Origin of the sequence: Sneathiella sp. HT1-7 (assembly GCF_020731145.1) — a bacterium.
Classification (GTDB): domain Bacteria; phylum Pseudomonadota; class Alphaproteobacteria; order Sneathiellales; family Sneathiellaceae; genus Sneathiella.
The window spans coordinates 923,371-948,887 of record NZ_JAJFZN010000001.1; the positions used below are offsets into that span (position 1 = coordinate 923,371).

Consider the following 25,517-nt stretch of genomic DNA (forward strand, 5'->3'; position numbering starts at 1 on the left):
AATTCCATGCCGGAGCGCTATGCCAACCCCAAAAAAAGAGAGCCCAACCGTTGTCGTGGTGCTAAAGGGATATCCGCGCCTGTCAGAGACATTCATCGCGCAGGAACTTCTCGCGTTGCAGCGGCTTGGCCTAAATCTCTCCCTCGTCTCCCTGCGCCACCCGACGGACAAGACCATCCACCCGGTGCATCGGGAAATTACCGCGCCGGTCAATTACCTGCCGGAATATCTTTATCAGGAACCAATTCGTGTTTTGAAAAGCTGGTGGCAGGTGCGGCGCTATCCCGGTTACAAAAAAGCGCGGAGCGTTTGGTTGAAGGATTTACGGCGGGACTTGACGACCAACCGCGTCCGCCGTTTCGGTCAGGCGATGGTGCTGGCCGCGGAGATGCCCGAAAATGCAGTGATGGTTTATGCCCATTTTCTGCATACGCCTGCTTCCGTCGCTCGATATGCGAGCCAGATGAAGGACCTCAACTGGAGCTGCTCCGCCCATGCAAAGGATATCTGGACGTCACCCGAATGGGAACTTCGAGAGAAGCTCGATGATCTTTCCTGGCTGGTGACCTGTACGTCCGTTAATGCGGACTACCTTTCCAGTCTTGCCGTAGAACCGTCGAAAGTTGCACTGATGTATCATGGGCTGGACCTCAGCCGTTTCTCGGAATTTGCAGGGCGGGTGCATGTCCGCGATGGGTCGGATGCTGCGGCGCCTGCGGAGATTCTGTCAGTCGGCCGGGCGGTGGCGAAGAAGGGCTATGACGATCTGTTGAATGCGCTGGCGATGTTGCCGGATGATTTGCACTGGACCTTCACCCATATTGGCGGCGGCCCGCTTCTGGACAACTTGCGGGCGCAGGCGGAAACGCTCGGGGTCGCAGAAAAAATCGACTGGCGCGGCGCCCTCCCACAGGAAGAGGTGTTAGAGGCGCTGAAACAGGCAGATATTTTCGTACTGGCCAGCCGGATTGCCGAGGACGGCGACCGTGACGGCCTGCCGAATGTTCTGATGGAGGCACAAAGTCAGAAAACGACAGTAGTGGCGACAAATGTATCCGCTATTCCTGAATTAGTCGTCGACGGAGAAACAGGCCTGTTGGTGCCGGAACGGGATCCGGCGGCGATGTCGGTCGCACTTACCCGTCTGATTAAGGAACCGGCATTACGTCAACAGTTTGCCAACAAGGGAAACAGCCGCCTGCGTGATTTGTTCGATGCAAACCGCTGGATTGGTAATCTTGCAGAGAAGCTTGGCGCGCCCTCGTCGTCGCGTAAGGTCAGGACGGGATCGTGAAACTCGCCTTCTATGCGCCGATGAAATCGCCCCGACATCCGGTTCCATCTGGCGACAGGCGCATGGGGCGGTTGCTCTGGACCGCGCTGGAACAGGCTGGATTTTCACCGGAGCTTGCCTCGGAATTGCGGAGTTTCGATGGAAAAGGTGATCAGGATTTTCAGCTATCGATGGAGGAAAAGGGACGAAAGGAAGCCGCCGTATTGATCGCGCGATGGCAGGACAGTCCCGAAGATGCACCGAACGGCTGGTTCACCTATCATGTCTATCACAAGGCGCCGGACTGGATCGGCCCGGAGGTATGCCGTGCACTAGAAATCCCCTATTTTGTGGCGGAGGCGAGTCATGCGCCGAAACGCGCGCATGGTGACTGGCAGATAGGTTATGAGGCCGCCGCAACCGCCATCAGCTCCGCGCAAGTTGTCTTTAATATGACCCGGTTGGACGGGGAATGCCTGAAGCCTCTGGTCTCGCCCGAGAATAGGCTTGTCCTGCTGCCGCCCTTTGTTGATATCGATAGTTTCCTTGAGAATGCTACGCCGGTCGATATTGAGGCCGCAATTTTGAAAGCCGGCGGCAGGCGGGGCGTGATAAATCTTCTCACCGTTGCGATGATGCGCTCAGGCGACAAGCTGATGTCCTATCAACAGCTCGGCACGGCGCTCGCGCATGTCACGGCAGAGGATTGGCAGCTTCTGGTGATCGGGGAGGGGGAGAAGCGGCCTGAGGTGGAAGAGGCGCTTGCCCCGATCGGCGACAAGGCGGTCTATCTTGGCGCCATGACGCCGGAGGCGTTGCCCGCCTGGTATGATTTTGCCGACCTCTATGTTTGGCCCGCCTGCGGGGAGGCGTATGGCATGGCCTTTTTGGAGGCGGAAGGATGCGGCCTGCCCGTCGTGGCGGGTAATATTCGCGGTGTACCGGATGTGGTGATGGACGGTAAAACCGGCCTTCTTACACCTCCAGAGGATAGGGTTGCCTTTGCAGCTGCGGTGGATAAATTACTTGCTGATGCTCCCTTGCGCGAGAAAATGGGTGAAGCAGGGCAGCAATTTGTCCGGACGGAAAGGACCCTCGCAAAGGCGGCAGAAATCCTGAAAACGCATATAGGAGGGGCAATCTAATGGTCCGGTTGTTGGTGATCAGGCACGGCAAGACAGACTGGAACCTGAAGAAAAAAATTCAGGGTCGCACAGATATCCCACTCAGCGATCTTGGCCGCGCGGAACTTGACAAAATGCGGCTGCCTTCAGAGTTTGCGGGGTTTAACTGCACTTCCAGCCCCTTGAAACGGACACGCGAGACAGCAGAATTACTTGGCGCAAAAAACCTCAAGATCGAGCCTGCCCTGATCGAGATGAACTGGGGCGAGTGGGAAGGCGAGACACTTTCCGATCTCCGGGCGAAATATGGCGGGGAGTTCAAATATAACGAAGCCCGCGGTATAAATATGACGCCGCCCGGCGGGGAAAGCCCCGCCGATGTGGTGGCGCGGTTGAAACCCTGGCTTCAGGGGCTTGAGGCGGATACTATTGCGGTCACTCACAAGGGTGTCATACGCGCGTTAAAGTCCCTCGCCTATAACTGGGATATGACTGACAAGGCGCCGGTCAGCTTCGATTGGGCGACGGGGCATCTGTTTGAGGTAAGCCCCGACGGCGGTCTTCGGCCGCTGCGCATTAATATCGCTATGGAAGACGCATGACCGATCAATCTACTCCGCTGAAAATCCTGTTCTATGTCCAGCATTTGCTAGGCATCGGGCATCTCAAGCGGACGGCAACGCTGGCCCGTAACATGATGCAGGCGGGTTTCGATGTGACGGTCGTCTCCGGCGGCCATGAGATTGATGTCGATCTCGGCGGCGCGCGACTGATCCAATTACCGGCGACGCGCGCGACGGACCTTTATTTCAAGGTGCTGGTTGATGAGGGCGGCCAGCAGATCGACGATGAATGGCGGCAAAAACGGGCGGAGAAGCTGCTGGACATATATCGTGAACATAAACCCGATGTCCTGATTACTGAGCTGTTTCCCTTTGGTCGGCGGCAGATGCGGTTTGAATTGCTCCCGCTGCTCAATGCGGCGCGGGCCGATACGCCGCGACCGCTCATCATTTCTTCTGTCCGGGATATCCTGGTGGCGCAAACAAAACCCGGCCGGAATGATGAAATGTTGGGGCTGGTGGAGAAATACTTCGATTACGTCATGGTACATGGCGATCCAGAGCTGATTTCTCTCGACAGGACTTTTCCCCATACGGAGCGGATAAGGGACAGGATTTTCTATACCGGCTATGTGGTCGATCATACCGGTGTCAAGGGCGGGCCGGATGCGCCGGGCGCGGGTGAGGTGATTGTCTCCAGCGGTGGCGGCGCGGTCGGCACCGATCTACTAAAGACAGCGATGAAGGCGCGGGCGCTAAGCTCGGCTAACAACTTGACATGGCGAATGATGGTTGGTGCTACGGTAGAGGCGGAAATTTTCGACGAGCTCGCCGCCTTGGCGCCAGAAGGTGTGATTGTTGAGCGGGCGCGGCCCGATTTTACCACGCTTTTGATGAATTCCGCGCTATCTATTAGTCAGGGAGGCTATAATACGGTGATGGAAACCCTCCATGCTAAATGCCGGGCGGTTATCGTGCCTTATGCAGGTGGTTTGGAGACGGAGCAGACGCTCCGCGCCCGGTTGCTTGCCGAGAAAGGTGTGCTTCAGATTGCCGATGAAGAGGGCCTCACGCCTGACGTTCTGGCAGCCAAGGTAGATATTGCCCTGAATGGCCCGCCGGCGCAGGCCGAAATTGATGTAAATGGCGCGGCGAAAACGATAGAATTGCTGAATATGTGGGCAGAAAAGAATAAATGAGCGATTGGGACAGCCTGAAAAGAGAACTCGACCTCTGGGAAACGGAGGGGCGAGTTGCGACTTTCTGGTGGCGCGATGATGATGTTGTTGCGCCGACGCCCGCACTCGACCGGCTGTTGCACCTAAAGGAGCATTTCGATCTACCTCTTGCGTTGGCGGTTGTTCCGGCACATGTCGATGCGGAGCTTGTCAACCACCTGGAGCATTGCGCAATCCTTCAGCACGGATTTGCCCATGAAAACTTTGCGGCTAACGGGGAAAAGAAATCGGAGTTCCCTGGAAGCCGCGCAGTTGATGAGGTGAAAATCGATCTAAAACAAGGAAAAGAGACACTTACGCGGATATTCACCGACCAGTTTGTGCCCATAATGGTGCCACCCTGGAACCGGATCGCGGACAACCATCTTGGTGTGTTGGCGGATCTCGGATATCTAGGTATTTCCCGCTATAAAGCGCGAAAAAGTGCGTTGATCCGACCAAGTCTCGGCGAGATTAACACGCATATCGACCCAATAAACTGGCGTGGTGACCGCAGTGTTGTGTCCGAAACGACGTTCTTGGAGATGGTCACCACCCATTTGGCGGCGCGGCGACAAGAGGAGGCGGACCCGATGGAGCTGACCGGACTGCTCACCCATCATCTTGTGCATGATGAAGAAATCTGGGCGGTGCTTTATAAGTTATTGACGGTGTTGACAGATCATCCGGCGGTGCGGTTTGTCCCTATCGAAGGGGCCCTTGCGCTGATAGACGAACTGGCGGATGAGCTATTCCATAGGGAGGCGGAACAGGATCTGGAATGACACGAGTGTTCACATATCCTCGCCGTAGTCTTTTGGGTAGCTACCTGCGCGTGCTTCTTGGCGTTGCTTTCACGCTTGTTCCGCTCTTGTTGTTAAATCCGATATCTGTCATTGTTTACTTGCTGGTTTTTTTGTTATGCGCGTTCATCTGGTATGGCGTGCGCACAATTTTGCGGCAATTCACCCAATTTGAGGTGAGCGGCGCCGATATTTTTATGTCTGGCCCTGTAAAACGACGCATAAACTGGGAGGAACTGGACGGGTTCAACCTGAACTACTACTCGACACGGCGAGATCGGGAAGCGGGTTGGATGCATCTGAAGCTTAAAGGCGGGGGCGTAAGATTGAGTATAGATTCAACCATCGGCGGGTTTGAGGAGTTGGTAGAGCAGGCGGCGCGTGCGGCGGCACAAAACGGCCTTGCTCCCGACCAGAATACGGCGCGCAACTTAAGGGCTCTTGGTATTACGAGGCAGGCCCAATCTCCCACAGTTGCGTATGGGATGGTGGATCAATGACAAATGTCTTGCTGGTCAGAGACCTGAAAGTCGAGTTCCGGGTAGCGGAAGGTACGATCAAGGCAGTAGACGGGGTTAGTTTCCGGGTGCCGGACGGCAAGACGGTCGCGCTGGTCGGCGAATCCGGGTCTGGCAAGTCGGTGATCAGTCAGGCGATCATGTCCATCCTGCCGAAACCGGCGTATATCACCAGCGGGGAGATCTTGTTCTTCGATCCGGAAAAACCCGGCGTTTTTTATGACATCGCCAAGCTGAAACCGGACAGCAAGGAAATGCGCAATATTCGCGGTGGCCGCATTTCGATTATCTTTCAGGAGCCGATGACCTCCCTCTCGCCGCTTCATACAATTGGCGACCAGATTTCCGAAGCTTTGCATCTACACCATAAAAAAACCAAGGCAGAAGGTGTGCAGGTAACCGTTGATATGCTGCGCCTTGTTGGTTTTCCTAAACCGGATGAAGCCTTTCACACCTATCCGTTCGAGCTTTCAGGCGGATTGCGGCAACGAGCGATGATTGCGATGGCGATGATCTGCAAACCCGGGCTATTGATCGCGGACGAGCCGACAACCGCGCTCGATGTGACGATCCAGGCGCAAATACTAGACTTGATGCAGAAACTGCAAAAACAGCTTGGTATGGCGATTTTGCTGATTACACATGATCTTGGTGTTGTCGCAAGTATGGCCGACGAGATTGTTGTGATGTATCACGGCAAAGTCATGGAGCAGGGCACGCTTGAGGATATTTTCAAAAGCCCTGAGCACCCTTATCTGAAGGCCCTGATGCGCGCAATTCCGAGGTTTGATATGAAACCGGGGGAGCGATTGACCCCGATCCGCGAGATCAAGCGCGAATCCGACAGCAAATTTCTGCAGCAAGCCAATCCGCGCCCTGTTGCAACAGGAGAGGAAAAGCCGATCCTAGAGGTGCGTAAACTCACCAAGAAGTTTACGACGCGTAAATCCTCATTGTTTGGGGCAAAGCCTGCAGGCGAGGTGCTGGCGGTGGATAATGTCAGCTTTTTTATCAAGCCCGGTGAATGTCTTGGCCTGGTGGGGGAGAGTGGTTGTGGCAAGACAACCCTGTCCAAACTTATTTTGCGGGCGCTGGAGACGACGGACGGAAGCGTGACTTATAATGATCGCGGACGCGATATTGATGTGCTGGCCCTTTCCAATGACGAGCTTTTCGATTACCGCAACAAGGTCCAGTTTATTTTTCAGGATCCGTTCTCTTCGCTCAATCCCCGGATGACTGTGTTCGACATTATATCCGAACCGCTGATCATTCATAACGTCGGCACATCGGCTGAGCGGGAGGAAACGGTGAAAGAGTTGATGACGCTCGTCGGCCTCGATATCCGCTTCCTGCGCCGCTATCCGCATTCCTTTTCCGGTGGGCAGCGGCAGCGGATAGGTATCGCCCGGGCGTTGGCGCTGAAGCCTGATCTGCTGATTTGCGATGAACCGGTTTCGGCGCTGGATGTCTCCATTCAGGCGCAAATCCTCAATTTGCTGAAAGACCTTCAGGCTGAACTCGGCCTGACATATCTCTTCATTTCCCATAACCTGGCGGTGGTTGACTATATTGCGGACAGGATCGCCGTGATGTGCAAGGGTCGGCTTGTTGAAACCGCTCCGAAGGCGGCGTTGTTCAAAAACCCCGTGCATCCCTATACTAAACGCCTTCTCGCGGCAGTGCCGGAACCGGACCCTAATCACCGGCTCAATTTCACAAATCTGGTTGAAGAAAAGGCGTCCAATCCGGAACTCTGGCCCGCACCCTTTACTGCCGATGTGCATACAAAACCTGTTATGATGGATATTGGTGGCGGTCATTTTGTCCGGGTGCATGAGAATACGGATCTGGAGGAATTGCGGCTATGAGAGAATGGCGCAAATTTTTTGGGGGAGTTGCTGTATCGGCGCTGATATGCGCGATCCCGGCGGGCATCGCTCTTGCGGAAGTCCCATATTTTCAGCATTCGGTTCACTCCAAACTCCTTCCCCCGATGGTAGAACGGCTGCCGAAAAACCCGCTGGTGGTAACACCCGGTAAAGATCAGGTGGTTGGTAAATATGGCGGTAAACTCAGGACATTGGTCGGCAGTCCTGCCGATGTAAAATTGATGTTCGTCAATGGCTATGCCCGCCTTGTCGGTTATACGGAAGAGCTGGAGATCGAGCCTGATATCCTCGCCTCCTTCGAGGTAACTGAGGGTCGGACTTTTGTCATGAAGCTCAGGGAAGGGCATAAATGGTCCGATGGGCATCCCTTCACATCGGAAGATTTCCGCTATTGGTGGGAAGACATTGCGAATAACCCGAAGCTTTTTCCTGCAGGACCCCCGGCGGAACTGCTAGTTGACGGTGAGCTGCCAAAGGTCGAGTTTCCAGATCCGTTGACTGTTATCTATTCCTGGTCCTCGCCGAACCCTAATTTTCTTGCCAATCTTGCCGGTGCGGCACCGCTCCTTATCTATCGCCCGTCACATTACTTGAAAACGCATCACATCGAGTATATTGACCGGTCGAAGCTGTCGACAAAGCAGAAAATCAAGCTCAAGGCCTGGGCGGCAAACCACAACCGTCTCGATAACCTTTATAAATTCGATAACCCGGATCTACCGACATTGCAGCCCTGGCGCAATACGACACCCGCCCCGGCAAACCGGTTTGTGGGGAGACGAAACCCCTATTTCCATCGGGTCGACCCGGAGGGCCAGCAGCTGCCCTATATCGATGAGCTGATTTACACAGTGTCAGAGGGTAAGCTGATTCCGGCGAAGGCCGCCTCCGGGGATTCAGATCTACAGGCCCGGGGCTTGCGCCTTCAGGACGCTACCTTCCTGAAGGAGAATGAAAAGCGCTCTCACTACAAGGTAAGGCTCTGGGAAACGGTCCGCGGTTCCCATTTCACGCTGTATCCCAATCTGAACAGTCAAGATCCGATCTGGCGCAAGCTGATGCGAGATGTGCGCTTCCGCCGGGCCTTGTCCCTCGCCATCAATCGGGAGGAAATCAACGATATCCTGTTTTTTGGTCTGGCGGTGGAGGGGAATAATGCTGTTCAGAAGCAAAGTCCGTTCTATACAGAGGACCTTCGCACCAGGTGGGCAACTTTTGATATCGAGACCGCAAATAGTCTGCTGGACGATATGGGCCTGACAGAGCGAAATGATGACGGCACGCGGTTGATGCCGAATGGTGAACCTCTGGTGATTGTGATTGAAACGGCGGGAGAGGAGACGGAACAGTCGGACATTCTGGAGCTGATCAACGAATCCTGGGAACAGGTCGGGGTTGAACTCTTCACCAAACCGTCCCAGCGGGCAGTGTTCCGAAACCGCATCTTCTCCGGGGAAACCGTAATGTCTGTCTGGTCCGGATTTGAAAATGGTGTGCCGACCGCGCAGTCCAGCCCGGCCGCCCGTGCACCGACCAGTCAGACAAGCTATCAATGGCCGAAATGGGGACAGCATTTCGAAACCAAAGGAAAGTCCGGAGAGCCCGCCGATACGCCTGAAGCGCAGCATCTGTTCGAGCTGTATAAAAGATGGTTGGTCACCACCGATAACGATGAAAAGGCGGAAATCTGGCGGGAAATGCTGCACATTCATGCGGATCAGCAATTTACCATTGGCGTTGTCGGGGCAATTTTGCAGCCTATTGTTGTCTCCGATAAGCTGCGGAATGTGCCAAAGGAAGGGATCTATAACTGGGATCCCGGCGCGCAATTCGGGATTTATCATCCGGACCTGTTCTGGTTTGAAAATTAGGTAATCGGGGAGGCCGGAACATTGGGGGCGGGGGAATTTAACGCGATCAAGGCATTTTTCAGTGTGCCGGTTGACGGGGCGGCGCATTTCGGGAAACAATACAGGAATGGCATGGGGGTGGAACCGATGAAAAATCGGTGCCTCGCGGGGCAGATTTGAATGTTTACCTATTTCGTACACAGAGTGCTGATTATGATCCCCACCCTGCTGGTGATCAGTATTCTGACATTCGTTATTATCCAACTGCCGCCCGGTGATTATCTTTCCAATCAGCTTGAAGAACTCCGCTCCCAGGGCGAATCCGCCTCTGCGATGGCAAAAATTGCCTTCTATCGGGAGCAGTATGCGCTTGATAAATCCCCGATTGAACAATATGCGCGCTGGATGGGCTTCTGGCCTGGACCTGACGGCTTTTCTGGTCTGATACAGGGAAACTGGGGTCAGTCCTTCACCTATGATCTGCCGGTGAAAGAGGTTGTGGGTGATCGGCTCGGCCTTTCCTTCCTGATCAATTTCTCGACTATTCTCTTTATCTATATCGTTGCTTTCCCCATCGGTGTTTATTCGGCGACACGGCAGTATTCCATCGGCGACTATGGCTTTACCCTGATCGGCTATCTTGGCCTCGCGACACCGAACTTCCTGCTCGCCATGGTGTTGCTCTATTACGCCAACGTCTATTTCGGTGTTTCCATTGGCGGGCTGATGGATGATAAATATATCAACCAGCCGTGGAGCTTTGACAAAGCAATGTCGGTCTTCGATCACATGATTGTGCCGGTGATTGTCATCGGAACGAGCGGGACAGCCTCTATGATCCGACGCCTGCGGGCAAATCTGCTGGATGAGCTACAAAAACAATATGTGACAACGGCCAAGGCCAAGGGTGTGCCGCGCCTGAAGGCGTTGATCAAGTATCCAATCCGCATGTCGCTTAACCCCTTTATTGCCGATATCGGCAATCTTTTGCCTGATGTGATTTCAGGCTCGGTGATTGTAAGTATGGTCTTGAGCTTGCCGACGGTTGGCCCGCTTCTTCTTGAGGCACTACGCAATCAGGATCAGTATATGGCGGGCTCTCTTTTGATGTTCCTCGCCCTGTTGACGGTGGTCGGCATGTTTGTTTCCGACGTGTTGCTGGCGGTCCTTGATCCACGCATTCGTTTGACCGGGGGGGCGACAAAATGACGGAGACGACCGGACCGAACAAGGAGCCGCCGCTCGAACATTGGTACTCCCGCGAACCGTTCGATCCTCATTCGGTGGAGAAGTTCACGCCGGAGCAGGAACGTTTCTATATGGCGTCGCAATGGCAGATGATGTGGTGGAAATTCCGCCGGCATCGGATCGCGGTCATCAGCGGGATTGTCTTGCTGCTGTTTTACATTTCGATTCTGATATCGGAATTTCTGGCACCCTATGATCTGCAAACGCGGCATACGAAATATATCTTCGCACCGCCGCAGTCGATCCATCTTTTTCATGACGGTGAATTCGTTGGCCCCTTCGTGTATGGTTATAAGCAGCGGCTTAACCGGGAAACCCTGAAGCGCGAATATGAGATCAATACCAGCAAGCCGTATCCATTGCGGTTTTTCTGCGCCGGGGATGAATATGAATTTTGGGGCCTGTTCGATGCGAACCTGCACCTTGTCTGCCCGGCTGAGAAAAAGCTGGCCTCTTTCTTCTGGCTCGGCACGGATCGGCTCGGGCGGGATATCCTCTCGCGTATTATTTATGGCGCGCGGATATCGCTTTCGATCGGATTGATCGGTATTGCCATTAGCTTCACCCTTGGTATTATTCTAGGCGGCATTTCCGGCTATTATGGCGGCTGGATTGATAATGTTATCCAACGAACGATCGAGCTCTTGAAATCCTTGCCACAGTTGCCACTTTGGCTGGCACTCTCGGCCGCGCTACCGGTCACCTGGTCGCCAATCCTCGTTTTCTTTGGATTGACGGTAATATTGGGCCTTCTCGACTGGCCGGGACTTGCTCGTGCAGTGAGATCAAAATTCCTTTCCCTCCGGGAGGAGGATTTCTGCACTGCCGCGCAGCTTATGGGCGCCAAGCCCAAACGGATTATCGGGCGTCATCTGTTGCCGTCGTTTGCGAGCCATTTGATCGCCAGCGCCAGCCTTGCGATCCCGAGCATGATATTGGGCGAGACGGCACTTTCCTTCCTCGGGCTGGGATTGCGTCCGCCAATTACCTCATGGGGCGTTTTGCTCAATGAGACGACAAACATCAATGCGGTGGCGACGACGCCTTGGCTGATCTATCCGGTGTTGCCAGTGATTATTATCGTGCTGGCCTTTAACTTCCTAGGCGATGGCCTGCGCGACGCGGCGGACCCATACAAGTAAATTTCAGGGGCGGAAGATGGCGAGATCGACGGCCCCTTTAACACCGTCGACTTTGCGCGCCTCTCGAATTTCCAATTTTGCCTGAGGTGCATACCCTTGCGTCTTGGCAAGGTCCAGTGCCTCCCGCGTGGTAACACCAGTGGCCTGTTCATCCTTGGCATGCTTGTCGAGCTTGGCGGCAAGATTGACCGGTTCCCCGATCACTGTGTATTCTAACCGGCTGTTATCGCCGACCGCGCCGAAGACAATTGCCCCGACAGCGGAGACGAAACGAACCGTCATGGGGTCTTGTTTGTCCGCCGTTCGATCCTTCGACCATGCCGCTGCCTCTTTGTTCAGGTCTTCCATCGCGCGCAGGCAATCGGCCGCGTAGTGCTCCGTTGGGACCGCCGCGCCGAAGGTGGCGAGAATCCCGTCACCGAGAAACTTGTCGATGGTGCCGCCGTGTTTCTGGATCACAGGCACCATGCGGGACTGATACTCCGTCAGCAATGAAATCACCTCGTTCGCCGGCCGTTCCATGGATAGTTTTGTAAAGCCCTGTAAATCGCAATGTAGGATTGCCGCCTGTCGGCTTTCGCCGGTCCCGGGCTCGATCCAGCTTTCTGAATGGGTAATCTGAGCGGCGATTTCCGGGGAGAAAAAGCGGGAGAGGTCCGCTGCCGCGGTCGCCTGCGCCACCGAATGGATCAACAATCGCCGCGCCCGGACAATGACGAGAGCAAGAATAAGGGTCACCACGACGATGCTGATGACCTTGTCAAACTCCGCGCCGAGCAGGATTTTATGCGACATGGTGAATTCCACATAATCGCGGGTGATCTGTGCCATGCCGTCTTCCAGATGCACGGCATACCCCAACAGGATGAGCCAACCGATTGCCGCCGAGGCGCCCGCGAGTAGGACATAGCTCGCCTCGAACCGGAGGGCACGAAGGGCGATAAAGATAAAGACATAGAGCAAGGTCGGCGCCTTCAGGTAGAAGGACGGCGGCTGTTCATACTGGATATGAAAACTCCAAATCAGGAACATCAACAACGCCATATCAGCGATAACAGAAAGACTGATAAACCACCACGGCATCCTGCCGAAATAGGCGAGCAGTAGGCGAAGTACTGTAAACACACCGTAAATCATAAGCGCATAAGGCACGGGCGCAAACATAACATCAGCGGCGAATGTCTTCGGCGACAGGGCGTATAGGGTGGAGAAGGTGATGACGATAAACACCTGTACCCAGGCGATCAGGATTTCCGACTGGGTCTGTTGGCGCGTGATGGCATCTTGCACCCGCGCCGGCAACTTCCCGTCGATCTCTTCACCCAGTATGGCTTTTTTAATGCTATTCCACATTCCCGTCATATGCGCTCGCTTTCGATAACATGGAACGCACAACCCTTCATAATTATGTGATCGCCCGCTTTTGCAGCCAGAGACTGGTCTCCACCGCCCCATCGGGGATCGGCAGACTTCCGGCAGATGATTGTGCCAGCGCGTCTTTCATGCGGCTCGCGACATAGGCGCTTGAAAATATCAGCTCATAACCTCCCCCGAGAAAAAGCGGGGCGGCAAGTTGCTGTTCGTTATAGCCTCGCCAGTCCCAGCTTTCGGGATAGTCATCGGGCAGGAAGATATCATGGATGTGGATAAATACGCCCGGTGGGAGAGAGGGCAGGATATCCAGAAACAGGCGATCAACATCGCTGCCCGGCATGGCAATGTGGCTGCTGTCGATAAACAGGAAATCACCTGCGGCAAGTTTGGTGAAAGGGTCATTTCCTGCCTCATGCAGCGTCTTGTGGATCACCTGAATGGGCAGGGTTTCGATTGTAGCGCGGGGGGCGGGATCAATCGCGGTGAATTTCGTGGTGAGATCACCATCTTTGATAGCACGCGCCATGAAGCGGGTGGAATGGCCCGATCCGACCTCGACAATATGTGCCGGTTTTTCTTTTCGCACCATGGCGTAGGCGATTGCTGCGTCCAGCCGGGGGAACCAGTCCTGCTCAAACCGTGGCTCAGGCGGCGGTAAAGTGCCGAAGCTTTCGAATGCGCCCCGATAAGTAGCCAGATCATCCAGGTGTTTCGCAAAATTAGCTTCGCGCGCTGCCATGTATGTTTCAATAGCGGGGTAAGATCCGCGTCCCGTCGCCTTGGGGAGGCTCGCGGCATAGCGATAAGGAATAAAGAACCCCTCCTTCTTCAGTCCGAGGACGGTATTGAGGCCCATGCGCAGGCGACGCAGATTCATAGTAGGTCTTTCCGAAATTCAGATGTTTGACTATTTTGCATGGCGCGGCTGCGGCAATCTCTTTATGGTCGGGCTCAACTCAAGAAAAGCAAAAAGGATACTGGCAATGGGCGCATCTTTTCATATCACTGTTGAAAATACCACTCTTAGAGTGCGCCTAGACAATCCGGCGCAACATAACAAGCTTTCGCCAGCGACCATGAAGGCATTGAGGGAAGGGCTGACAGAGAAATCAGATGATAAATCGCTCCGCGTCATGGTGTTGACCGGTACGGGGAAAAGTTTTTGTGCGGGTGCTGATCTTGGCGAGCTCGGTCGTTATAATTTCGATGAGAATCCTTTGGAACAGCTGACTGATGTGGTGGAGCGGCTTCCATTCCCGACGATCTGTGCGTTAAACGGCGGCGTGTATGGCGGTGGGGCCGACCTCGCCCTTTCCTGCGATTTTCGCATCGGAATCACGTCGATGAGTTCCTTTATTCCGCCTGCACGCATCGGCATTCACTATCCTCCGGCAGGCCTCGCACGTGCTGTCGCGCGGCTCGGGCTCGGTCCGGCGAAACGCTTTTTTCTCGCTTGCGAGAGGATGCCCGCCGAAGAATTGAAGGCCATCGGGTTCCTCGATTACCTTGTTGAACCAGACGAATTGGAGGCACGCACGGAAGCCCTCGTTCTGGATATTGCCGGACTTGCGCCGCTGTCCTTGCGCGGCATGAAAGAGACCCTTAATGATATCGCACGCGGGGAACTCGATGTGGCGAAGGCTCGCCAGTTCCAGCTTCAATGCCTGCAATCGGAGGATTTTACCGAGGGGAAGCAGGCGTTGGCGGAGAAACGCTCCGCCAACTTTAAAGGGTCCTGAACTCGCCTCAGATCAAAGGATGAATTTGGAAAGGTCCATATTCGTCGCAAGCTCGCCGAGATGCTCCTCGACATATTCCTTGTCGATATTGATGACAGTGCCGCCTTTATCGGATGCCTGAAAGCTGATCTCCTCCAGCACACGCTCCAGCACTGTATGCAGCCGCCGCGCACCGATATTCTCAACTGCGGCATTTACATCGGCGGAAATGGCGGCAATTGCCTCGATCGCGTCATCGGTGAAGTTAAGATGTACTTCCTCCGTCTCCATCAAAGCGACATACTGCTTGATCAAGCTCGCTTCCGGCTCTGTCAGGATACGTTTGAAGTCATCCTTGGTCAGTGCGCGCAGTTCCACCCGGATCGGCAAACGTCCCTGAAGTTCGGGCAGCAAATCTGATGGCTTGGCGATATGGAACGCACCGGAGGCAACAAACAGGATATGATCCGTGCGGACCGTGCCGTATTTTGTACTGACAATCGTGCCTTCGATCAGCGGTAGCAGGTCGCGCTGCACGCCTTCGCGGCTGATATCCGCGCCCTGACGGTCACTTCGGGCACAAATTTTGTCTATCTCATCGAGGAAAACGATGCCATTGTTTTCAACAAGCTTGATGGCATCCCGGACGACAGCATCTTCATCGAGTAGTTTGTCGCTTTCCTCGTCTATGAGAACTTTGTAGCTGTCCTTCACAGGCATCTTGCGGGGTTTTGTACGCGGTCCGCCAAGCTTGCCGAGCATGTCGTTGAGGTTGAGCATTCCCATCTGGGCACCCGGCATTCCCGGAATATCGAAAGTTGGCATGCCACCGTTTCCGGTATCAACCAGTTCCAACTCGACCTCCTTGTCGTCCAGTTCGCCCTCGCGCAGCATCTTGCGGAATTTCTGTCGTGTATCGGGGGAGGCTTTATCACCGACCAGCGCATCAAGCACTCGCTCTTCGGCGGCGAGTTCCGCTTTGGCGATTACCTGCTTGCGTTGGTCCTCGCGCACCATATTGAGCGCGATTTCCATCAGATCCCGGATGATTTGCTCCACATCGCGACCGACATAACCAACCTCTGTAAACTTGGTAGCCTCGACTTTCAGGAAGGGCGCATGGGCCAGCTTGGCAAGGCGGCGGGAGATTTCCGTTTTACCGACGCCAGTCGGACCGATCATAAGAATATTTTTCGGCAGCACTTCTTCGCGCAGGTCTTCGGGTAACTGCTGCCGACGCCAGCGGTTACGCAGGGCAATGGCAACGGATTTCTTGGCGTCCGACTGGCCAATGATGTAGCGGTCCAGTTCGTAGACGATTTCCCGCGGTGATAAATTAGTCATTCTTACCGATACTTTCGATGATAACATTTTCGTTGGTGTAGACGCAGATCTGGGCGGCTATCGACATGGCTTTCTGGGCGATGTCTTTCGCTTCCATATCCTCGCGATCCATCAGGGCTCGCGCTGCGGACAAAGCGTAGTTGCCGCCTGATCCAATGGCGATGATCCCGTCTTCCGGTTCCAGCACGTCGCCCGTTCCGGTGAGGATCAAGGAAACATCCTTGTTGGCAACGGCCATCATGGCTTCCAGCCGACGGAGATATTTATCCGTCCGCCAGTCTTTCGCGAGCTCGACGCAGGCGCGGGTCAGGTTACCCGGATGCTGCTCCAGCTTGCCTTCCAGCCGCTCAAATAGCGTAAAGGCGTCAGCCGTCGCACCGGCGAACCCTACGATGACATCATTTTTTGCGCCGATACGGCGGACTTTTCGGGCGTTGGACTTAATTACTGTCTGACCAAGCGATACCTGACCATCACCGGCAACGACCACGGTTCCGTTCTTGCGCACGGACAAGATTGTCGTCCCGTGCCAGCTTTCATTTTTTTCGGACATAGATACTCTTCATTTTTTGAACTTGCCATGACGATGTAACTATTTTGCCGCACGGGTCAAGGTGCAAAGGGCTTTGTCCTTGATGATGCATGTATTTTTGGCCGTGCCTTTCTTCACAATCACGCAGGTGGAACGTCATTTTCCCGATATGGACGCTGAAAAAAGGAGAGATTGATGGAAACTGTAAGTGATCAAACAGAAACAATTGATGATGCTGCCGAACGCGCCTCGAACCTTCGGGCAATATTCGAGATACTAAGTTATATTCATGCCGATGCGCTGAAAGACAACTACAGGGAGCTCGCGGATCGCATCGAATTTGCCCTCAATCTTGCCGAAGAGGTCATTAAGAATGGTGGAAATGCAACAGCGATATCTGGCCCACACACAAATGTGCAGATTGGAGCGGCAGCCGTTGCGCCCGTACGCAACGATGACGCAACCCTGTAACTCGATCTTTCGCAATTGTCGTTGTCTCTAAGGCTTGGATTTCTGCACCGTTCCTGCTATATCCTCGCCAGGTATTGACGCGGTAAGCGGCCTGGCTGAAAGGAAAATTCATGCGCGTAGGAACGGTTAAGCGGAAAACGAAGGAAACCAGCATTGAGGTTGAACTCAATCTTGACGGTACGGGAGTGTATGATGTCAAGACAGGTATCGGTTTTCTCGATCATATGCTGGAACAGCTTTCTCGCCACAGCCTGATGGACCTAAAAGTGCGCGCGGATGGCGATTTGCATATCGATTTTCACCATACAACGGAGGATAGCGGCATTGCCATCGGGGAGGCCTTTGCGGCAGCTCTCGGTGATTTAAAAGGCATTCGCCGCTATGCCGAAGCACATATCCCGATGGATGAGACATTGACGCGGGTGGCGCTTGACATTTCCAACCGACCTTATCTGATCTGGAAGGTGGAATTCAGCCGTGACAAGCTTGGAGAGATGGATACGGAACTTTTCAAGGAATGGTTTCAGGCGTTTGCGCAGGCTGCCGGGATCACGCTGCATGTTGAAAATCTCTATGGCACCAATAATCATCATATCGTGGAAAGCTGCTTTAAGGCGTTGGCGCGGTCCTTGCGTGATGCCATAGAAATTGATCCGCGTTGCGCCGATGCTGTCCCCTCCACCAAGGGAGTACTGGGCGGCAGCCTCTAGCTTCGAACCACCGCGCACGCGCGGGAGAAATTGTACCGGATATGGAAACAGTAATCATTGATTATGGCTCGGGGAACCTGCGCTCGGCTGCGAAGGCATTTGAGCGTGCCTGCCGTGAAAGCAATCTATCCATAAAGATCAATGTCACGAGTGATGCGAATGAAGTTGCTGCCGCCGACCGGATTGTCTTGCCTGGTGTAGGGGCTTTTCGCGCTTGCAAGAACGGCCTCCTTGCCCTTGATGGCATGGCGGACGCTTTGCAGGAGGCTGTCATTGAAAAGGGACGCCCGTTTTTCGGTATCTGCGTGGGGATGCAGCTGATGGCGAGCCAGGGAATAGAGCATGGCACGACGGAGGGGCTTGGCTGGATCGGCGGGGATGTCGTAAATCTAGCGCCCGATGATCCGGGCCTGAAAATTCCGCATATGGGCTGGAACGAGCTACAGGTTCAGGCAGCCCATCCGCTCTTTGACGGGATTGCAAGTGGTCAGCATGTCTATTTCGTACATAGCTATCACCTCGCAGCACATGACCCGGACCATATTCTGGCAACCGTCGATTATGGGGGGCCGGTCACGGCGATTGTCGGCCGGGATAATATGATTGGCACACAGTTTCATCCTGAGAAAAGCCAGGAGACGGGCCTTCGGCTCATTGCAAATTTTTTACGGTGGAACCCTTAACATGGTGGATAGGACCAGGCATATCCAGCAGCCAGTGATCGAAGCGATCAAGGAACTCGATCAGGCTGATATGGACGATCTTTGCGAAGCGGCGGAGGAGGCTATTCTTGACGGAAACGGGTTTGGCTGGCTGACGCCGCCGCGCCGCGCCGTGCAGGAGAATTTCTGGAAAGGCGTGTTGATGGTACCGGTACGGGAGCTTTACTGCGCCCGTTTTGAAGGACGCATCGTCGGTTCCGGCCAGCTTTTGAAGCCCTTTTCCAATAACGAGGCGGGCGCCCATATCGGACAGGTGGCCACCTTCTTCATCGCGCCCTATGCGCGCGGCTATGGGCTTGCCATCGGCCTTCTCGCTGTAATTGAAAACAGTGCAAAGGAGCAGGGCATCAAGATCCTGGAAGTGGATGTGCGCGAAACCCAGACGGCGGCCATTGCCCTCCTTGAGGCGAATGGCTATGAGAAATGGGCATCCAAGACAAACTATGCCTGGAATGGGGAGCGGTATGTCGATGGATTTTACTATAAAAAAGAACTGGCGGAGCTAAAGCGTGATGAACCTCTATCCGGCAATTGACCTGAAGGATGGCAACTGCGTCCGCCTACTTCGCGGCGAAATGGACGCGGCGACGGTCTTCAATACCGACCCGGCGGATCAAGCGCTCGCGTTCAAGAAAGCGGGCTTCGAACGCCTGCATCTTGTTGATCTGAATGGGGCATTTGAGGGTAAGCCGGTCAATGCGGCGGCTGTTGAGAAAATTCTAGCTGTTACCGATGTGCCAGCGCAGTTGGGTGGCGGCATTCGTGATCTTGCGACTATTGAGATGTGGCTTGGCAAAGGATTGAGCCGGGTAATTCTCGGCACTGTCGCGCTGCGGGATCCGGGGCTGGTGAAGGCAGCCTGCAAGGAATTTCCGGGTCATATCGCTGTCGGGATTGATGCGCGGGGAGGCATGGTCGCCGTGGAAGGTTGGGCGGAGACAAGCGAAACCTCCGCCCTTGATCTCGCCTGCAAATTTGAGGATGTAGGCGTTGAGGCTATTATCTATACCGACATTGATCGCGATGGCGCGCTTCAGGGTGTGAATGTTGAGGCAACGCGCGATCTTGCCGCGGCGATTTCCATTCCGGTAATTGCGTCCGGCGGTGTGGCCTCCATCGTCGATATTGAGAAACTTCTCGCCGTGAAAGAAAGTGGGATCGAAGGAGTTATCATCGGCCGAGCGCTTTATGACGGACGGATTGACCCTGCCGCGGCGCTGGAGCTTGTGAGGCGTGAAAATGCTTAAAGCTCGCGTCATACCCTGCCTTGATGTGAAGGATGGCCGTGTCGTCAAGGGCGTGAATTTTGTCGATCTGATTGACGCAGGTGATCCCGTTGAGCAGGCGCAGGTTTATGACGCACAAGGAGCGGATGAGCTTTGTTTCCTCGACATCACCGCCACATCGGACAACCGTGAAACGATTTATGATGTGGTGCGGCGGACGGCGGAGCATTGCTTTATGCCGCTCACTGTCGGCGGTGGCGTGCGGCAAGTAGAGGATGTGCGCAAACTCCTGTTGGCGGGAGCGGACAAGGTGTCGATCAATAGTGCGGCGGTCAAGCGCCCTGAATTTGTGCGCGAGGCGGCGGAGCAGTTCGGCAGCCAATGCATCGTTGTCGCCATTGACGCCAAGCAGACCGGACCCGACAAGTTTGAGATTTTTACTCATGGCGGACGGGAGCCGACGGGTATTGATGCTGTGGCATGGGCCAAACAGATGACGGACTATGGCGCGGGTGAAATTCTGCTCACCTCCATGGATCGTGATGGCACGCGCTCGGGCTTTAATATTCCGCTCACGCGTGCAGTAGCCGATGCCATACCCATACCCGTCATTGCATCAGGTGGTGTGGGTACTCTCGATCATCTGGCGGAAGGTATTCGTGATGGCCATGCGACGGCAGTTCTTGCGGCGTCGATTTTTCATTTTGGTGAATTCACGATCAGAGAGGCGAAAGAGGCGATGCGGGATGCCGGCATCGCGGTTCGCCTGGAAGAGGACGCGGCATGAGTAATGAAGAACTATCCGGCCTGGACAGACTGTATGCAACTGTGGCGGCGCGCAAAGGAAGTGATCCGACAAGCTCTTATACTGCCAAGCTCTACACGAAGGGCAGCGCTAAGATCGCCCAGAAGGTGGGGGAAGAGGCCGTTGAGCTTGCCATCGCGGCGGCACTTGAGGATCGTGATGAAATTATTTCTGAGAGCGCGGATCTCCTCTATCATTTATCCGTTCTTTGGGCGAATGCGGATGTTGACCCGGCCGATATCTATGCCAAATTAGAGGCGCGTGAAGGCCAGTCCGGCCTGGCAGAGAAGGCGGCGCGAAAAACCGACGGAGAGAAGAAAAATGGCGTATGATAACGACAATATATTTGCCAAAATACTGAGAGGCGAACTTCCCAATACCACTGTTTATGAGGATGAAAGCATTCTCGCGTTCAACGATATCGCGCCCAGAACGCCAATCCATGTTCTGGTGATCCCGAAGCGCCCTTATATCGATATGGATGATTTCGTGATCAATGGCTCACCGGAGGAGGTCAGCAATTTCTTTGCCAAGGTTGTCGAGATTACGCATCAGCTTGGCCTGCGTGAGGATGGCTATCGATTGGTCGCCAATACGGGCAAGAATTCCGGCCAGCTGGTACCGCATTTCCATATTCATATCATGTCTGGCAAGCCACTGGGTGAGGCTGGCATGACTGAAGGAATGTCGGGCGACTGATCAGACCGTGAAGTAGGGAAGGCGCTGGGCGTCTTCAACAATATAGATGCCGAGTGGTTCAACCCGCCCGCGGATTTCAGTGCTTTCATGGGCTAGCTCCGAGAAATCCTCCGCCACGAGATTTGCCACCTTGTCCGAAAAAATAAGCTGGCTGGAATATTCCTTTGTCAATGATTCGAGACGGCTTGCCGTATTGACCGGATCGCCGATGGCGGTGATAGAGGTAGCAATGCCATACCCCATCTGACCGACGATTACTTGCCCGACATGGATTCCGATGCCGATTCTAAGCGGTACCGGTAGATCTGATTTGAGATTCTCGTTCATTATTTCAAGCTCTTTAGACATTGACCGGGCGGCGTTCAAGGCCATGCGGCTGGCGGTTTTGCTATTTTCGTTCAAGCCAAACAGCGCCATGACGCCATCCCCAATGAATTTATCGAGATGACCGCCATTTGCCTCGATCGCCTCACCCATATGCCGAAAATACTGGTTGATCACGAACACCACGTCATAGGGTAGTTTTTGCTCGGAAAATTTGGTGAAGGCACGTAAATCTGCGAACAGGATTGCGATTTCCTTCTCCTGCCCTTGCAGATAGGCAGGTTGATTAAAGGCCTGACGCACGGTGGCAGTCGCCGGTAGAAGCGGAATGACCGACACGTCTCCAGAGGGAATACTCTGACAGGCGAGGCGAGTCCCCAGCGGGGCGCCGACGCGACGTAGAACGGCTGTTTCCTTGTCACTCGGCGGGTTCAATTTATCCCATCCCTTCAAAATTCGGACGCGGCAGGTGGAGCAGCGGCCCCGACCGCCGCAAACCGAGGCATGGGGAATACTGCCAAGTTGGCTTGCCTCTAGAATAGACAGGCCTGGCGTTGCGAGAACTGTCTTCTCATCCGGATAGCTAATGGCGTTTACCTTGCGTCGACGGTAGCGGATTGTCCAGTAGATCCGGCTTAGGATGAGCAGGCCAAGCGCCGCGAACATAACCTGAAAACCGATATCCCGGGTCGAATAAGCCCAGCCGATAAGGTCTGGCGGTAAATCGAGGCGCGCGAAAAAGGTTTCCCGCCAGACGGCATCAGCATTCAGTCTTTCCAATTCATTCGCGCCATTAATAAACCCGCTCAAAGAGACAATCGGCAAGATCAGAGCAAGGCTATAGAGGAGGGGAAATGTCTTGTCGTACCATGGCTTGAGCCGAAGCCAGAAATGAATGCCCATACAGCCATGCAGCCAGGCAATCACGAGCCCAAGACTTTGCAGCAGCGCCTGAATCGGAGTCGCGACCCACAAGCTGAACAGCACATAGCTATAGCTATCGTCGACGCCGTAAACCTCATGGGCGACGCGGGTGCCGATGATATGCAGAAGAACAAGTGGCGGAATTAAAAGTCCGAGGATGATTTGTAAGACATCCTTGCCCGCAAGGCGGCGGTAGGAGCGATGACGAAGTAGCTTGTAAAACACCAGTGCGATATGAAGGATTATGGCGCCCAACAACAGGATTGTACCGGGTATGCTCCGCCAGAAGCTAAGAAAAATGTCCCGGCCCATCTCCATCGCGTTCAGGGAAATGAGGCCCAGCGCGTGATTAATAAGATGACCTGCCAGAAAGATCATTAGCACAAGGCCGCTTACCAGCCTGAGCCGGTCCGGCCGAAGGGCCATCCTTAACGTTGCTGTTTGTCGTTTCAGGCCCTTTGGCAATGTCATCCGCTATGCCCTTGCATTTATGCGGCCGCGAGTTTTTTCTGAAGCAATTCCTTCAAATCCGCTGTCGGACGGGCGCCGTAATGGCTAATGATCTCCGCTGCCGCCATTGAGCCGATCCGCCCGCTTGTGGCGAGATCATGTCCATTGGTGTAGCCGTAAAGAAAACCGGCGGCGAACAGATCACCTGCGCCCGTGGTATCAACAACTTCAATGTCCTTGTCGGCGGGAATTGTATGAACCTCCGACCCTTTGACGATGATTGAGCCTTTTTCACTCCGTGTCAGACAGGCGATTTCCACCTGTTCGCGCACGGCGCCCAGCGCGGCATCGAAATCATCCGTCTCATAAAGGGATTTTATTTCATCTTCATTTGCAAAGAGAATATCGACGCCGCCTTCGATAAATTCCTGAAACTCCGCGCGGTAGCGATCAACGCAGAAGCTGTCGGACAGAGTGAGGGAGACTTGCTGGCCCGCCGCGTGAGCAATTTCAGCTGCTTTACGAAAAGCCTGTTTGCCATTTTCCGGATCCCACAGATACCCTTCCATATAGGTCACTTTCGAGGCGGCGATAATCTCCGGGTCGATATCGTTCGGCCCAAGCTCGATACAGGCGCCGAGATAAGTGTTCATCGTTCGGTGCGCATCCGGCGTTACTAGGATGAGGCTGCGTGCGGTTGCTGCGCCATTTGACGATTGTTCGGTTTCGAACGTGACGCCGGCGGCGTGGATATCATGGGTGAAAATATCACCGAGCTGATCATTACGGACCTTCCCGACATAGGCACATGCACCGCCAAGTGAGGCAATGCCCGCTGCTGTATTTCCTGCCGATCCACCGGACATCTCGATTGCCGATTTCATCTTCGCATAGAGTTCCTCTGCGCGGACCATATCGATAAGGTTCATCGAATTTTTTACAAGATTTTCCGCCTCCAGAAAGGCGTCATCGGTTTTACTGATAACATCGACAATGGCATTGCCAATACAGGTTGTGTCAAACATCCGCTTCGTCATAATATTCCCGCTCGTTACTCTGGCATCGGGGGAGTATAGTCGCTCGAACCAAAGGGGCAAGAACGCTTTGCGTCGCATTGCGATTTAGGAGGAAACAGATGACGGATTTGGTAAAAATGACGGCAACGGAGGTTGTTGGCCTCCTGAAAGACGGAAAAGTCTCGCCGCGGGAACTTCTTGATACGTCCGAGGCACGGATCAAGGAAACCGATGATGCCGTCAACGCCATGCCGACGCTCTGTTTTGATCGCGCACGTGCGCATGCGGCCAGGCTGGAAAAGGAAAACCCGTCTGAGCGGCCTGATCTACATTTGCACGGGCTTCCCATCGCAATCAAAGACCTGACTCCGGTTAAAGATGTTCGTTTCACCTCCGGCTCACCCATTTTCGCGGACAGGGTTGCTGATTTTTCTGATGTCATGGTGGAGCGTCTGGAGGAAAGAGGTGGTATCGTTGTCGGCAAGTCGAACACGCCGGAATTTGGCGCGGGCGGTCAGACCTTTAATGAGGTATTTGGCACCACAACCAACCCCTGGAACACGGAACGGACGCCGGGGGGATCCTCTGGCGGTGCCGCGTCGGCACTCGCGGCCGGGCAGGTCTGGCTTGCGCAAGGGAGTGATTTGGGCGGTAGCCTTCGGACACCGGCGAGTTTCACCGGTATTGTGGGGTTGCGTCCGTCGCCAAAGCGGATCGCCCATGGCCCGTTGGGTTTGCCGTTCTCGACCTATCCGGTGGAGGGGCCGATGGCCCGCAATGTGCCAGACGCGGCGCTGTTCCTCGATGTGATGGCGGGCTCGCATATTCTTGATCCGAGCAGTTTGCCTGCGCCAGAGACGACTTACGTGGATAGCCTGAAGGATATCCCGAAGTTTGGCCGTATTGCTTATAGTCCAGATCTGGGCCAATGCCCCGTCGATCCAGAAGTTGCCGATATCTGTGCCAGAGCAGCGGAGGATTTTGCGCGCTATTGCCGCGGGGTGGAAGAAGCCTGTCCCGACCTGCACGATGCGGAGGAGATTTTCCAGACCCTGCGGGCTCAAATCTTTATCGCCAACCACGCGCCCCTCCTTTCGGAGCATCGCGAGAAGCTGAAGCCTGAGGTTATCTGGAATATCGAGAAGGGCGCAAAGCTAAATGCTGACGACATTGGTGCGGCGCAGCGGGCGCAGGGCAATCTTTATCAGCGGGTTGTTGCCTTTTTCTCTGAGTATGACTTCCTGCTTACACCAACGTCTATCGTCCCGGCTTTTCCCCATAAGCTGCGCTATATTGAGGAAGTGAACGGGGTCAAATTCGACAATTATATGTCGTGGCTGGCGCTCCCGTCCATGTTGACAGTGACCAACTGCCCGGTCATATCAATCCCCTGCGGATATACGAAAAGTGGCCTTCCTGTGGGCCTTCAAATCATGGGACCGAATGCACGCGAGGACCGTGTCCTGCAGGCGGCCTATGTGTTTGAGCGGGATCACGATTATGCGTCGCGGGTGCCGATCAATCCAATTACACCGGCGTAGGGCGTTAAAATCTTGCACATGGGCCGGGAAA

General features: G+C 54.5%; 26 protein-coding genes. 20 read left to right on the forward strand and 6 right to left on the reverse strand.

Features of this window, described 5'->3' with window-relative positions:
- The first annotated feature begins 19 nt into the window (after nt 1–19).
- The 10 genes from LKE13_RS04425 to LKE13_RS04470 all read left to right on the forward strand — a co-directional run bounded on the left by LKE13_RS04425 (nt 20) and on the right by LKE13_RS04470 (nt 11,630).
- Nucleotides 20–1,294, forward strand: coding sequence for a glycosyltransferase family 4 protein (locus tag LKE13_RS04425; RefSeq protein ID WP_227948488.1), 1,275 nt, complete (start codon nt 20–22; stop codon nt 1,292–1,294).
- Nucleotides 1,291–2,418, forward strand: a complete 1,128-nt coding sequence (locus tag LKE13_RS18750; RefSeq protein ID WP_227948490.1) for a glycosyltransferase family 4 protein — start codon at nt 1,291–1,293, stop codon at nt 2,416–2,418. Before LKE13_RS04425 ends, LKE13_RS18750 begins: the two co-directional genes overlap by 4 nt.
- The gene (locus LKE13_RS04435; RefSeq protein WP_227948492.1) at nt 2,418–2,999 is read left to right on the forward strand and encodes a histidine phosphatase family protein; all 582 of its coding nucleotides are present in this window, start codon (nt 2,418–2,420) and stop codon (nt 2,997–2,999) included. Before LKE13_RS18750 ends, LKE13_RS04435 begins: the two co-directional genes overlap by 1 nt.
- On the forward strand, nt 2,996–4,159 hold the full coding sequence (locus tag LKE13_RS04440; protein WP_227948494.1) for a glycosyltransferase family protein: 1,164 nt from the start codon (nt 2,996–2,998) through the stop codon (nt 4,157–4,159). The genes LKE13_RS04435 and LKE13_RS04440 overlap by 4 nt, the downstream gene beginning before the upstream one ends.
- Nucleotides 4,156–4,962 (forward strand): polysaccharide deacetylase family protein, encoded by an 807-nt coding sequence (locus LKE13_RS04445; protein ID WP_227948496.1) that lies wholly within the window; start codon nt 4,156–4,158, stop codon nt 4,960–4,962. Before LKE13_RS04440 ends, LKE13_RS04445 begins: the two co-directional genes overlap by 4 nt.
- On the forward strand, nt 4,959–5,480 hold the full coding sequence (locus LKE13_RS04450; RefSeq protein ID WP_227948498.1) for a hypothetical protein: 522 nt from the start codon (nt 4,959–4,961) through the stop codon (nt 5,478–5,480). The genes LKE13_RS04445 and LKE13_RS04450 overlap by 4 nt, the downstream gene beginning before the upstream one ends.
- Nucleotides 5,477–7,369, forward strand: coding sequence for an ABC transporter ATP-binding protein (locus LKE13_RS04455; protein WP_227948500.1), 1,893 nt, complete (start codon nt 5,477–5,479; stop codon nt 7,367–7,369). Before LKE13_RS04450 ends, LKE13_RS04455 begins: the two co-directional genes overlap by 4 nt.
- Nucleotides 7,366–9,261: an ABC transporter substrate-binding protein gene (locus LKE13_RS04460; protein ID WP_227948502.1), complete on the forward strand. Its 1,896-nt coding sequence runs from the start codon at nt 7,366–7,368 to the stop codon at nt 9,259–9,261. The genes LKE13_RS04455 and LKE13_RS04460 overlap by 4 nt, the downstream gene beginning before the upstream one ends.
- 159 nt (nt 9,262–9,420) lie before the next feature.
- On the forward strand, nt 9,421–10,449 hold the full coding sequence (locus tag LKE13_RS04465; RefSeq protein WP_227948504.1) for an ABC transporter permease: 1,029 nt from the start codon (nt 9,421–9,423) through the stop codon (nt 10,447–10,449).
- Nucleotides 10,446–11,630, forward strand: coding sequence for an ABC transporter permease (locus tag LKE13_RS04470; RefSeq protein ID WP_227948506.1), 1,185 nt, complete (start codon nt 10,446–10,448; stop codon nt 11,628–11,630). The genes LKE13_RS04465 and LKE13_RS04470 overlap by 4 nt, the downstream gene beginning before the upstream one ends.
- Before the next feature lie 3 nt (nt 11,631–11,633).
- Here LKE13_RS04470 and LKE13_RS04475 read toward each other — a convergent pair whose 3' ends face one another.
- A complete protein-coding gene (locus LKE13_RS04475) occupies nt 11,634–12,992 on the reverse strand; it encodes an adenylate/guanylate cyclase domain-containing protein (protein WP_227948508.1) in 1,359 nt (452 codons plus the stop codon).
- Nucleotides 12,993–13,035: 43 nt separating this feature from the next.
- Complete coding sequence (locus LKE13_RS04480) at nt 13,036–13,881, reverse strand: class I SAM-dependent methyltransferase (protein ID WP_227948510.1); 846 nt, start codon at nt 13,879–13,881, stop codon at nt 13,036–13,038.
- A 22-nt stretch (nt 13,882–13,903) separates the two neighbouring features.
- Between LKE13_RS04480 and LKE13_RS04485 the strand changes: the two genes are divergently transcribed.
- Complete coding sequence (locus tag LKE13_RS04485) at nt 13,904–14,743, forward strand: enoyl-CoA hydratase/isomerase family protein (protein WP_227948512.1); 840 nt, start codon at nt 13,904–13,906, stop codon at nt 14,741–14,743.
- A 12-nt stretch (nt 14,744–14,755) separates the two neighbouring features.
- Here LKE13_RS04485 and hslU read toward each other — a convergent pair whose 3' ends face one another.
- Nucleotides 14,756–16,066: an ATP-dependent protease ATPase subunit HslU gene (hslU, locus tag LKE13_RS04490; RefSeq protein ID WP_227948514.1), complete on the reverse strand. Its 1,311-nt coding sequence runs from the start codon at nt 16,064–16,066 to the stop codon at nt 14,756–14,758.
- On the reverse strand, nt 16,059–16,619 hold the full coding sequence (gene hslV, locus LKE13_RS04495) for an ATP-dependent protease subunit HslV (protein WP_227948516.1): 561 nt from the start codon (nt 16,617–16,619) through the stop codon (nt 16,059–16,061). The genes hslU and hslV overlap by 8 nt, the downstream gene beginning before the upstream one ends.
- Before the next feature lie 174 nt (nt 16,620–16,793).
- Here hslV and LKE13_RS04500 point away from each other — a divergent pair, with 174 nt between their 5' ends.
- The 8 genes from LKE13_RS04500 (at nt 16,794) to LKE13_RS04535 (ending at nt 21,231) form a co-directional block, all read left to right on the forward strand.
- Entirely contained in the window at nt 16,794–17,069 is a 276-nt protein-coding gene (locus tag LKE13_RS04500) for a hypothetical protein (RefSeq protein ID WP_227948518.1), read from the forward strand.
- Nucleotides 17,070–17,179: 110 nt separating this feature from the next.
- Nucleotides 17,180–17,779 carry an imidazoleglycerol-phosphate dehydratase HisB gene (gene hisB / locus LKE13_RS04505; protein ID WP_227948520.1) on the forward strand — a complete coding sequence of 200 codons (600 nt, stop codon included), beginning with the start codon at nt 17,180–17,182 and terminating at the stop codon, nt 17,777–17,779.
- Nucleotides 17,780–17,820: 41 nt separating this feature from the next.
- The gene (gene hisH, locus LKE13_RS04510) at nt 17,821–18,462 is read left to right on the forward strand and encodes an imidazole glycerol phosphate synthase subunit HisH (protein ID WP_227948522.1); all 642 of its coding nucleotides are present in this window, start codon (nt 17,821–17,823) and stop codon (nt 18,460–18,462) included.
- 1 nt (nt 18,463) lies between these two features.
- Nucleotides 18,464–19,036, forward strand: a complete 573-nt coding sequence (locus tag LKE13_RS04515; RefSeq protein ID WP_227948525.1) for a GNAT family N-acetyltransferase — start codon at nt 18,464–18,466, stop codon at nt 19,034–19,036.
- Nucleotides 19,014–19,748, forward strand: coding sequence for a 1-(5-phosphoribosyl)-5-[(5-phosphoribosylamino)methylideneamino]imidazole-4-carboxamide isomerase (gene hisA / locus LKE13_RS04520; protein ID WP_227948870.1), 735 nt, complete (start codon nt 19,014–19,016; stop codon nt 19,746–19,748). The genes LKE13_RS04515 and hisA overlap by 23 nt, the downstream gene beginning before the upstream one ends.
- Nucleotides 19,741–20,514, forward strand: coding sequence for an imidazole glycerol phosphate synthase subunit HisF (gene hisF, locus LKE13_RS04525; RefSeq protein WP_227948527.1), 774 nt, complete (start codon nt 19,741–19,743; stop codon nt 20,512–20,514). Before hisA ends, hisF begins: the two co-directional genes overlap by 8 nt.
- Entirely contained in the window at nt 20,511–20,864 is a 354-nt protein-coding gene (locus LKE13_RS04530) for a phosphoribosyl-ATP diphosphatase (RefSeq protein ID WP_227948529.1), read from the forward strand. Before hisF ends, LKE13_RS04530 begins: the two co-directional genes overlap by 4 nt.
- A complete protein-coding gene (locus LKE13_RS04535; protein ID WP_227948531.1) occupies nt 20,854–21,231 on the forward strand; it encodes a histidine triad nucleotide-binding protein in 378 nt (125 codons plus the stop codon). Before LKE13_RS04530 ends, LKE13_RS04535 begins: the two co-directional genes overlap by 11 nt.
- On the opposite strand, the gene LKE13_RS04540 is transcribed toward LKE13_RS04535, so the two are convergent.
- Together LKE13_RS04540 and LKE13_RS04545 are read right to left on the reverse strand one after the other, a co-directional pair.
- Nucleotides 21,232–22,950 (reverse strand): adenylate/guanylate cyclase domain-containing protein, encoded by a 1,719-nt coding sequence (locus LKE13_RS04540; protein WP_227948532.1) that lies wholly within the window; start codon nt 22,948–22,950, stop codon nt 21,232–21,234.
- 17 nt (nt 22,951–22,967) lie between these two features.
- Nucleotides 22,968–23,966: an adenosine kinase gene (locus LKE13_RS04545; protein WP_227948533.1), complete on the reverse strand. Its 999-nt coding sequence runs from the start codon at nt 23,964–23,966 to the stop codon at nt 22,968–22,970.
- Nucleotides 23,967–24,064: 98 nt separating this feature from the next.
- On the opposite strand from LKE13_RS04545, the gene LKE13_RS04550 reads away from it, so the two are divergent.
- Nucleotides 24,065–25,486 carry an amidase gene (locus LKE13_RS04550; RefSeq protein ID WP_227948535.1) on the forward strand — a complete coding sequence of 474 codons (1,422 nt, stop codon included), beginning with the start codon at nt 24,065–24,067 and terminating at the stop codon, nt 25,484–25,486.
- Nucleotides 25,487–25,517 lie beyond the last annotated feature (31 nt).

Excerpts from the sequence above, each read along its gene's own strand:
- LKE13_RS04470 (WP_227948506.1), top strand. The coding sequence starts at position 10,446 with ATGACGGAGACGACCGGACCGAACAAGGAGCCGCCGCTCGAACATTGG.
- LKE13_RS04515 (WP_227948525.1), top strand. The coding sequence starts at position 18,464 with ATGGTGGATAGGACCAGGCATATCCAGCAGCCAGTGATCGAAGCGATC.
- hisF (WP_227948527.1), top strand. The coding sequence starts at position 19,741 with ATGCTTAAAGCTCGCGTCATACCCTGCCTTGATGTGAAGGATGGCCGT.
- hisB (WP_227948520.1), top strand. The coding sequence starts at position 17,180 with ATGCGCGTAGGAACGGTTAAGCGGAAAACGAAGGAAACCAGCATTGAG.
- LKE13_RS04455 (WP_227948500.1), top strand. The coding sequence starts at position 5,477 with ATGACAAATGTCTTGCTGGTCAGAGACCTGAAAGTCGAGTTCCGGGTA.
- LKE13_RS04445 (WP_227948496.1), top strand. The coding sequence starts at position 4,156 with ATGAGCGATTGGGACAGCCTGAAAAGAGAACTCGACCTCTGGGAAACG.
- LKE13_RS04485 (WP_227948512.1), top strand. The coding sequence starts at position 13,904 with ATGTTTGACTATTTTGCATGGCGCGGCTGCGGCAATCTCTTTATGGTC.
- LKE13_RS04440 (WP_227948494.1), top strand. The coding sequence starts at position 2,996 with ATGACCGATCAATCTACTCCGCTGAAAATCCTGTTCTATGTCCAGCAT.
- LKE13_RS04535 (WP_227948531.1), top strand. The coding sequence starts at position 20,854 with ATGGCGTATGATAACGACAATATATTTGCCAAAATACTGAGAGGCGAA.
- LKE13_RS04550 (WP_227948535.1), top strand. The coding sequence starts at position 24,065 with ATGACGGATTTGGTAAAAATGACGGCAACGGAGGTTGTTGGCCTCCTG.
- LKE13_RS04480 (WP_227948510.1), bottom strand. The coding sequence starts at position 13,881 with ATGAATCTGCGTCGCCTGCGCATGGGCCTCAATACCGTCCTCGGACTG.
- LKE13_RS04465 (WP_227948504.1), top strand. The coding sequence starts at position 9,421 with ATGTTTACCTATTTCGTACACAGAGTGCTGATTATGATCCCCACCCTG.
- LKE13_RS04530 (WP_227948529.1), top strand. The coding sequence starts at position 20,511 with ATGAGTAATGAAGAACTATCCGGCCTGGACAGACTGTATGCAACTGTG.
- LKE13_RS04435 (WP_227948492.1), top strand. The coding sequence starts at position 2,418 with ATGGTCCGGTTGTTGGTGATCAGGCACGGCAAGACAGACTGGAACCTG.
- LKE13_RS04450 (WP_227948498.1), top strand. The coding sequence starts at position 4,959 with ATGACACGAGTGTTCACATATCCTCGCCGTAGTCTTTTGGGTAGCTAC.
- LKE13_RS04475 (WP_227948508.1), bottom strand. The coding sequence starts at position 12,992 with ATGACGGGAATGTGGAATAGCATTAAAAAAGCCATACTGGGTGAAGAG.
- LKE13_RS04500 (WP_227948518.1), top strand. The coding sequence starts at position 16,794 with ATGGAAACTGTAAGTGATCAAACAGAAACAATTGATGATGCTGCCGAA.
- hslV (WP_227948516.1), bottom strand. The coding sequence starts at position 16,619 with ATGTCCGAAAAAAATGAAAGCTGGCACGGGACGACAATCTTGTCCGTG.
- hslU (WP_227948514.1), bottom strand. The coding sequence starts at position 16,066 with ATGACTAATTTATCACCGCGGGAAATCGTCTACGAACTGGACCGCTAC.
- LKE13_RS04425 (WP_227948488.1), top strand. The coding sequence starts at position 20 with ATGCCAACCCCAAAAAAAGAGAGCCCAACCGTTGTCGTGGTGCTAAAG.
- LKE13_RS04460 (WP_227948502.1), top strand. The coding sequence starts at position 7,366 with ATGAGAGAATGGCGCAAATTTTTTGGGGGAGTTGCTGTATCGGCGCTG.
- LKE13_RS04545 (WP_227948533.1), bottom strand. The coding sequence starts at position 23,966 with ATGACGAAGCGGATGTTTGACACAACCTGTATTGGCAATGCCATTGTC.
- LKE13_RS04540 (WP_227948532.1), bottom strand. The coding sequence starts at position 22,950 with ATGACATTGCCAAAGGGCCTGAAACGACAAACAGCAACGTTAAGGATG.
- hisH (WP_227948522.1), top strand. The coding sequence starts at position 17,821 with ATGGAAACAGTAATCATTGATTATGGCTCGGGGAACCTGCGCTCGGCT.
- hisA (WP_227948870.1), top strand. The coding sequence starts at position 19,014 with ATGAACCTCTATCCGGCAATTGACCTGAAGGATGGCAACTGCGTCCGC.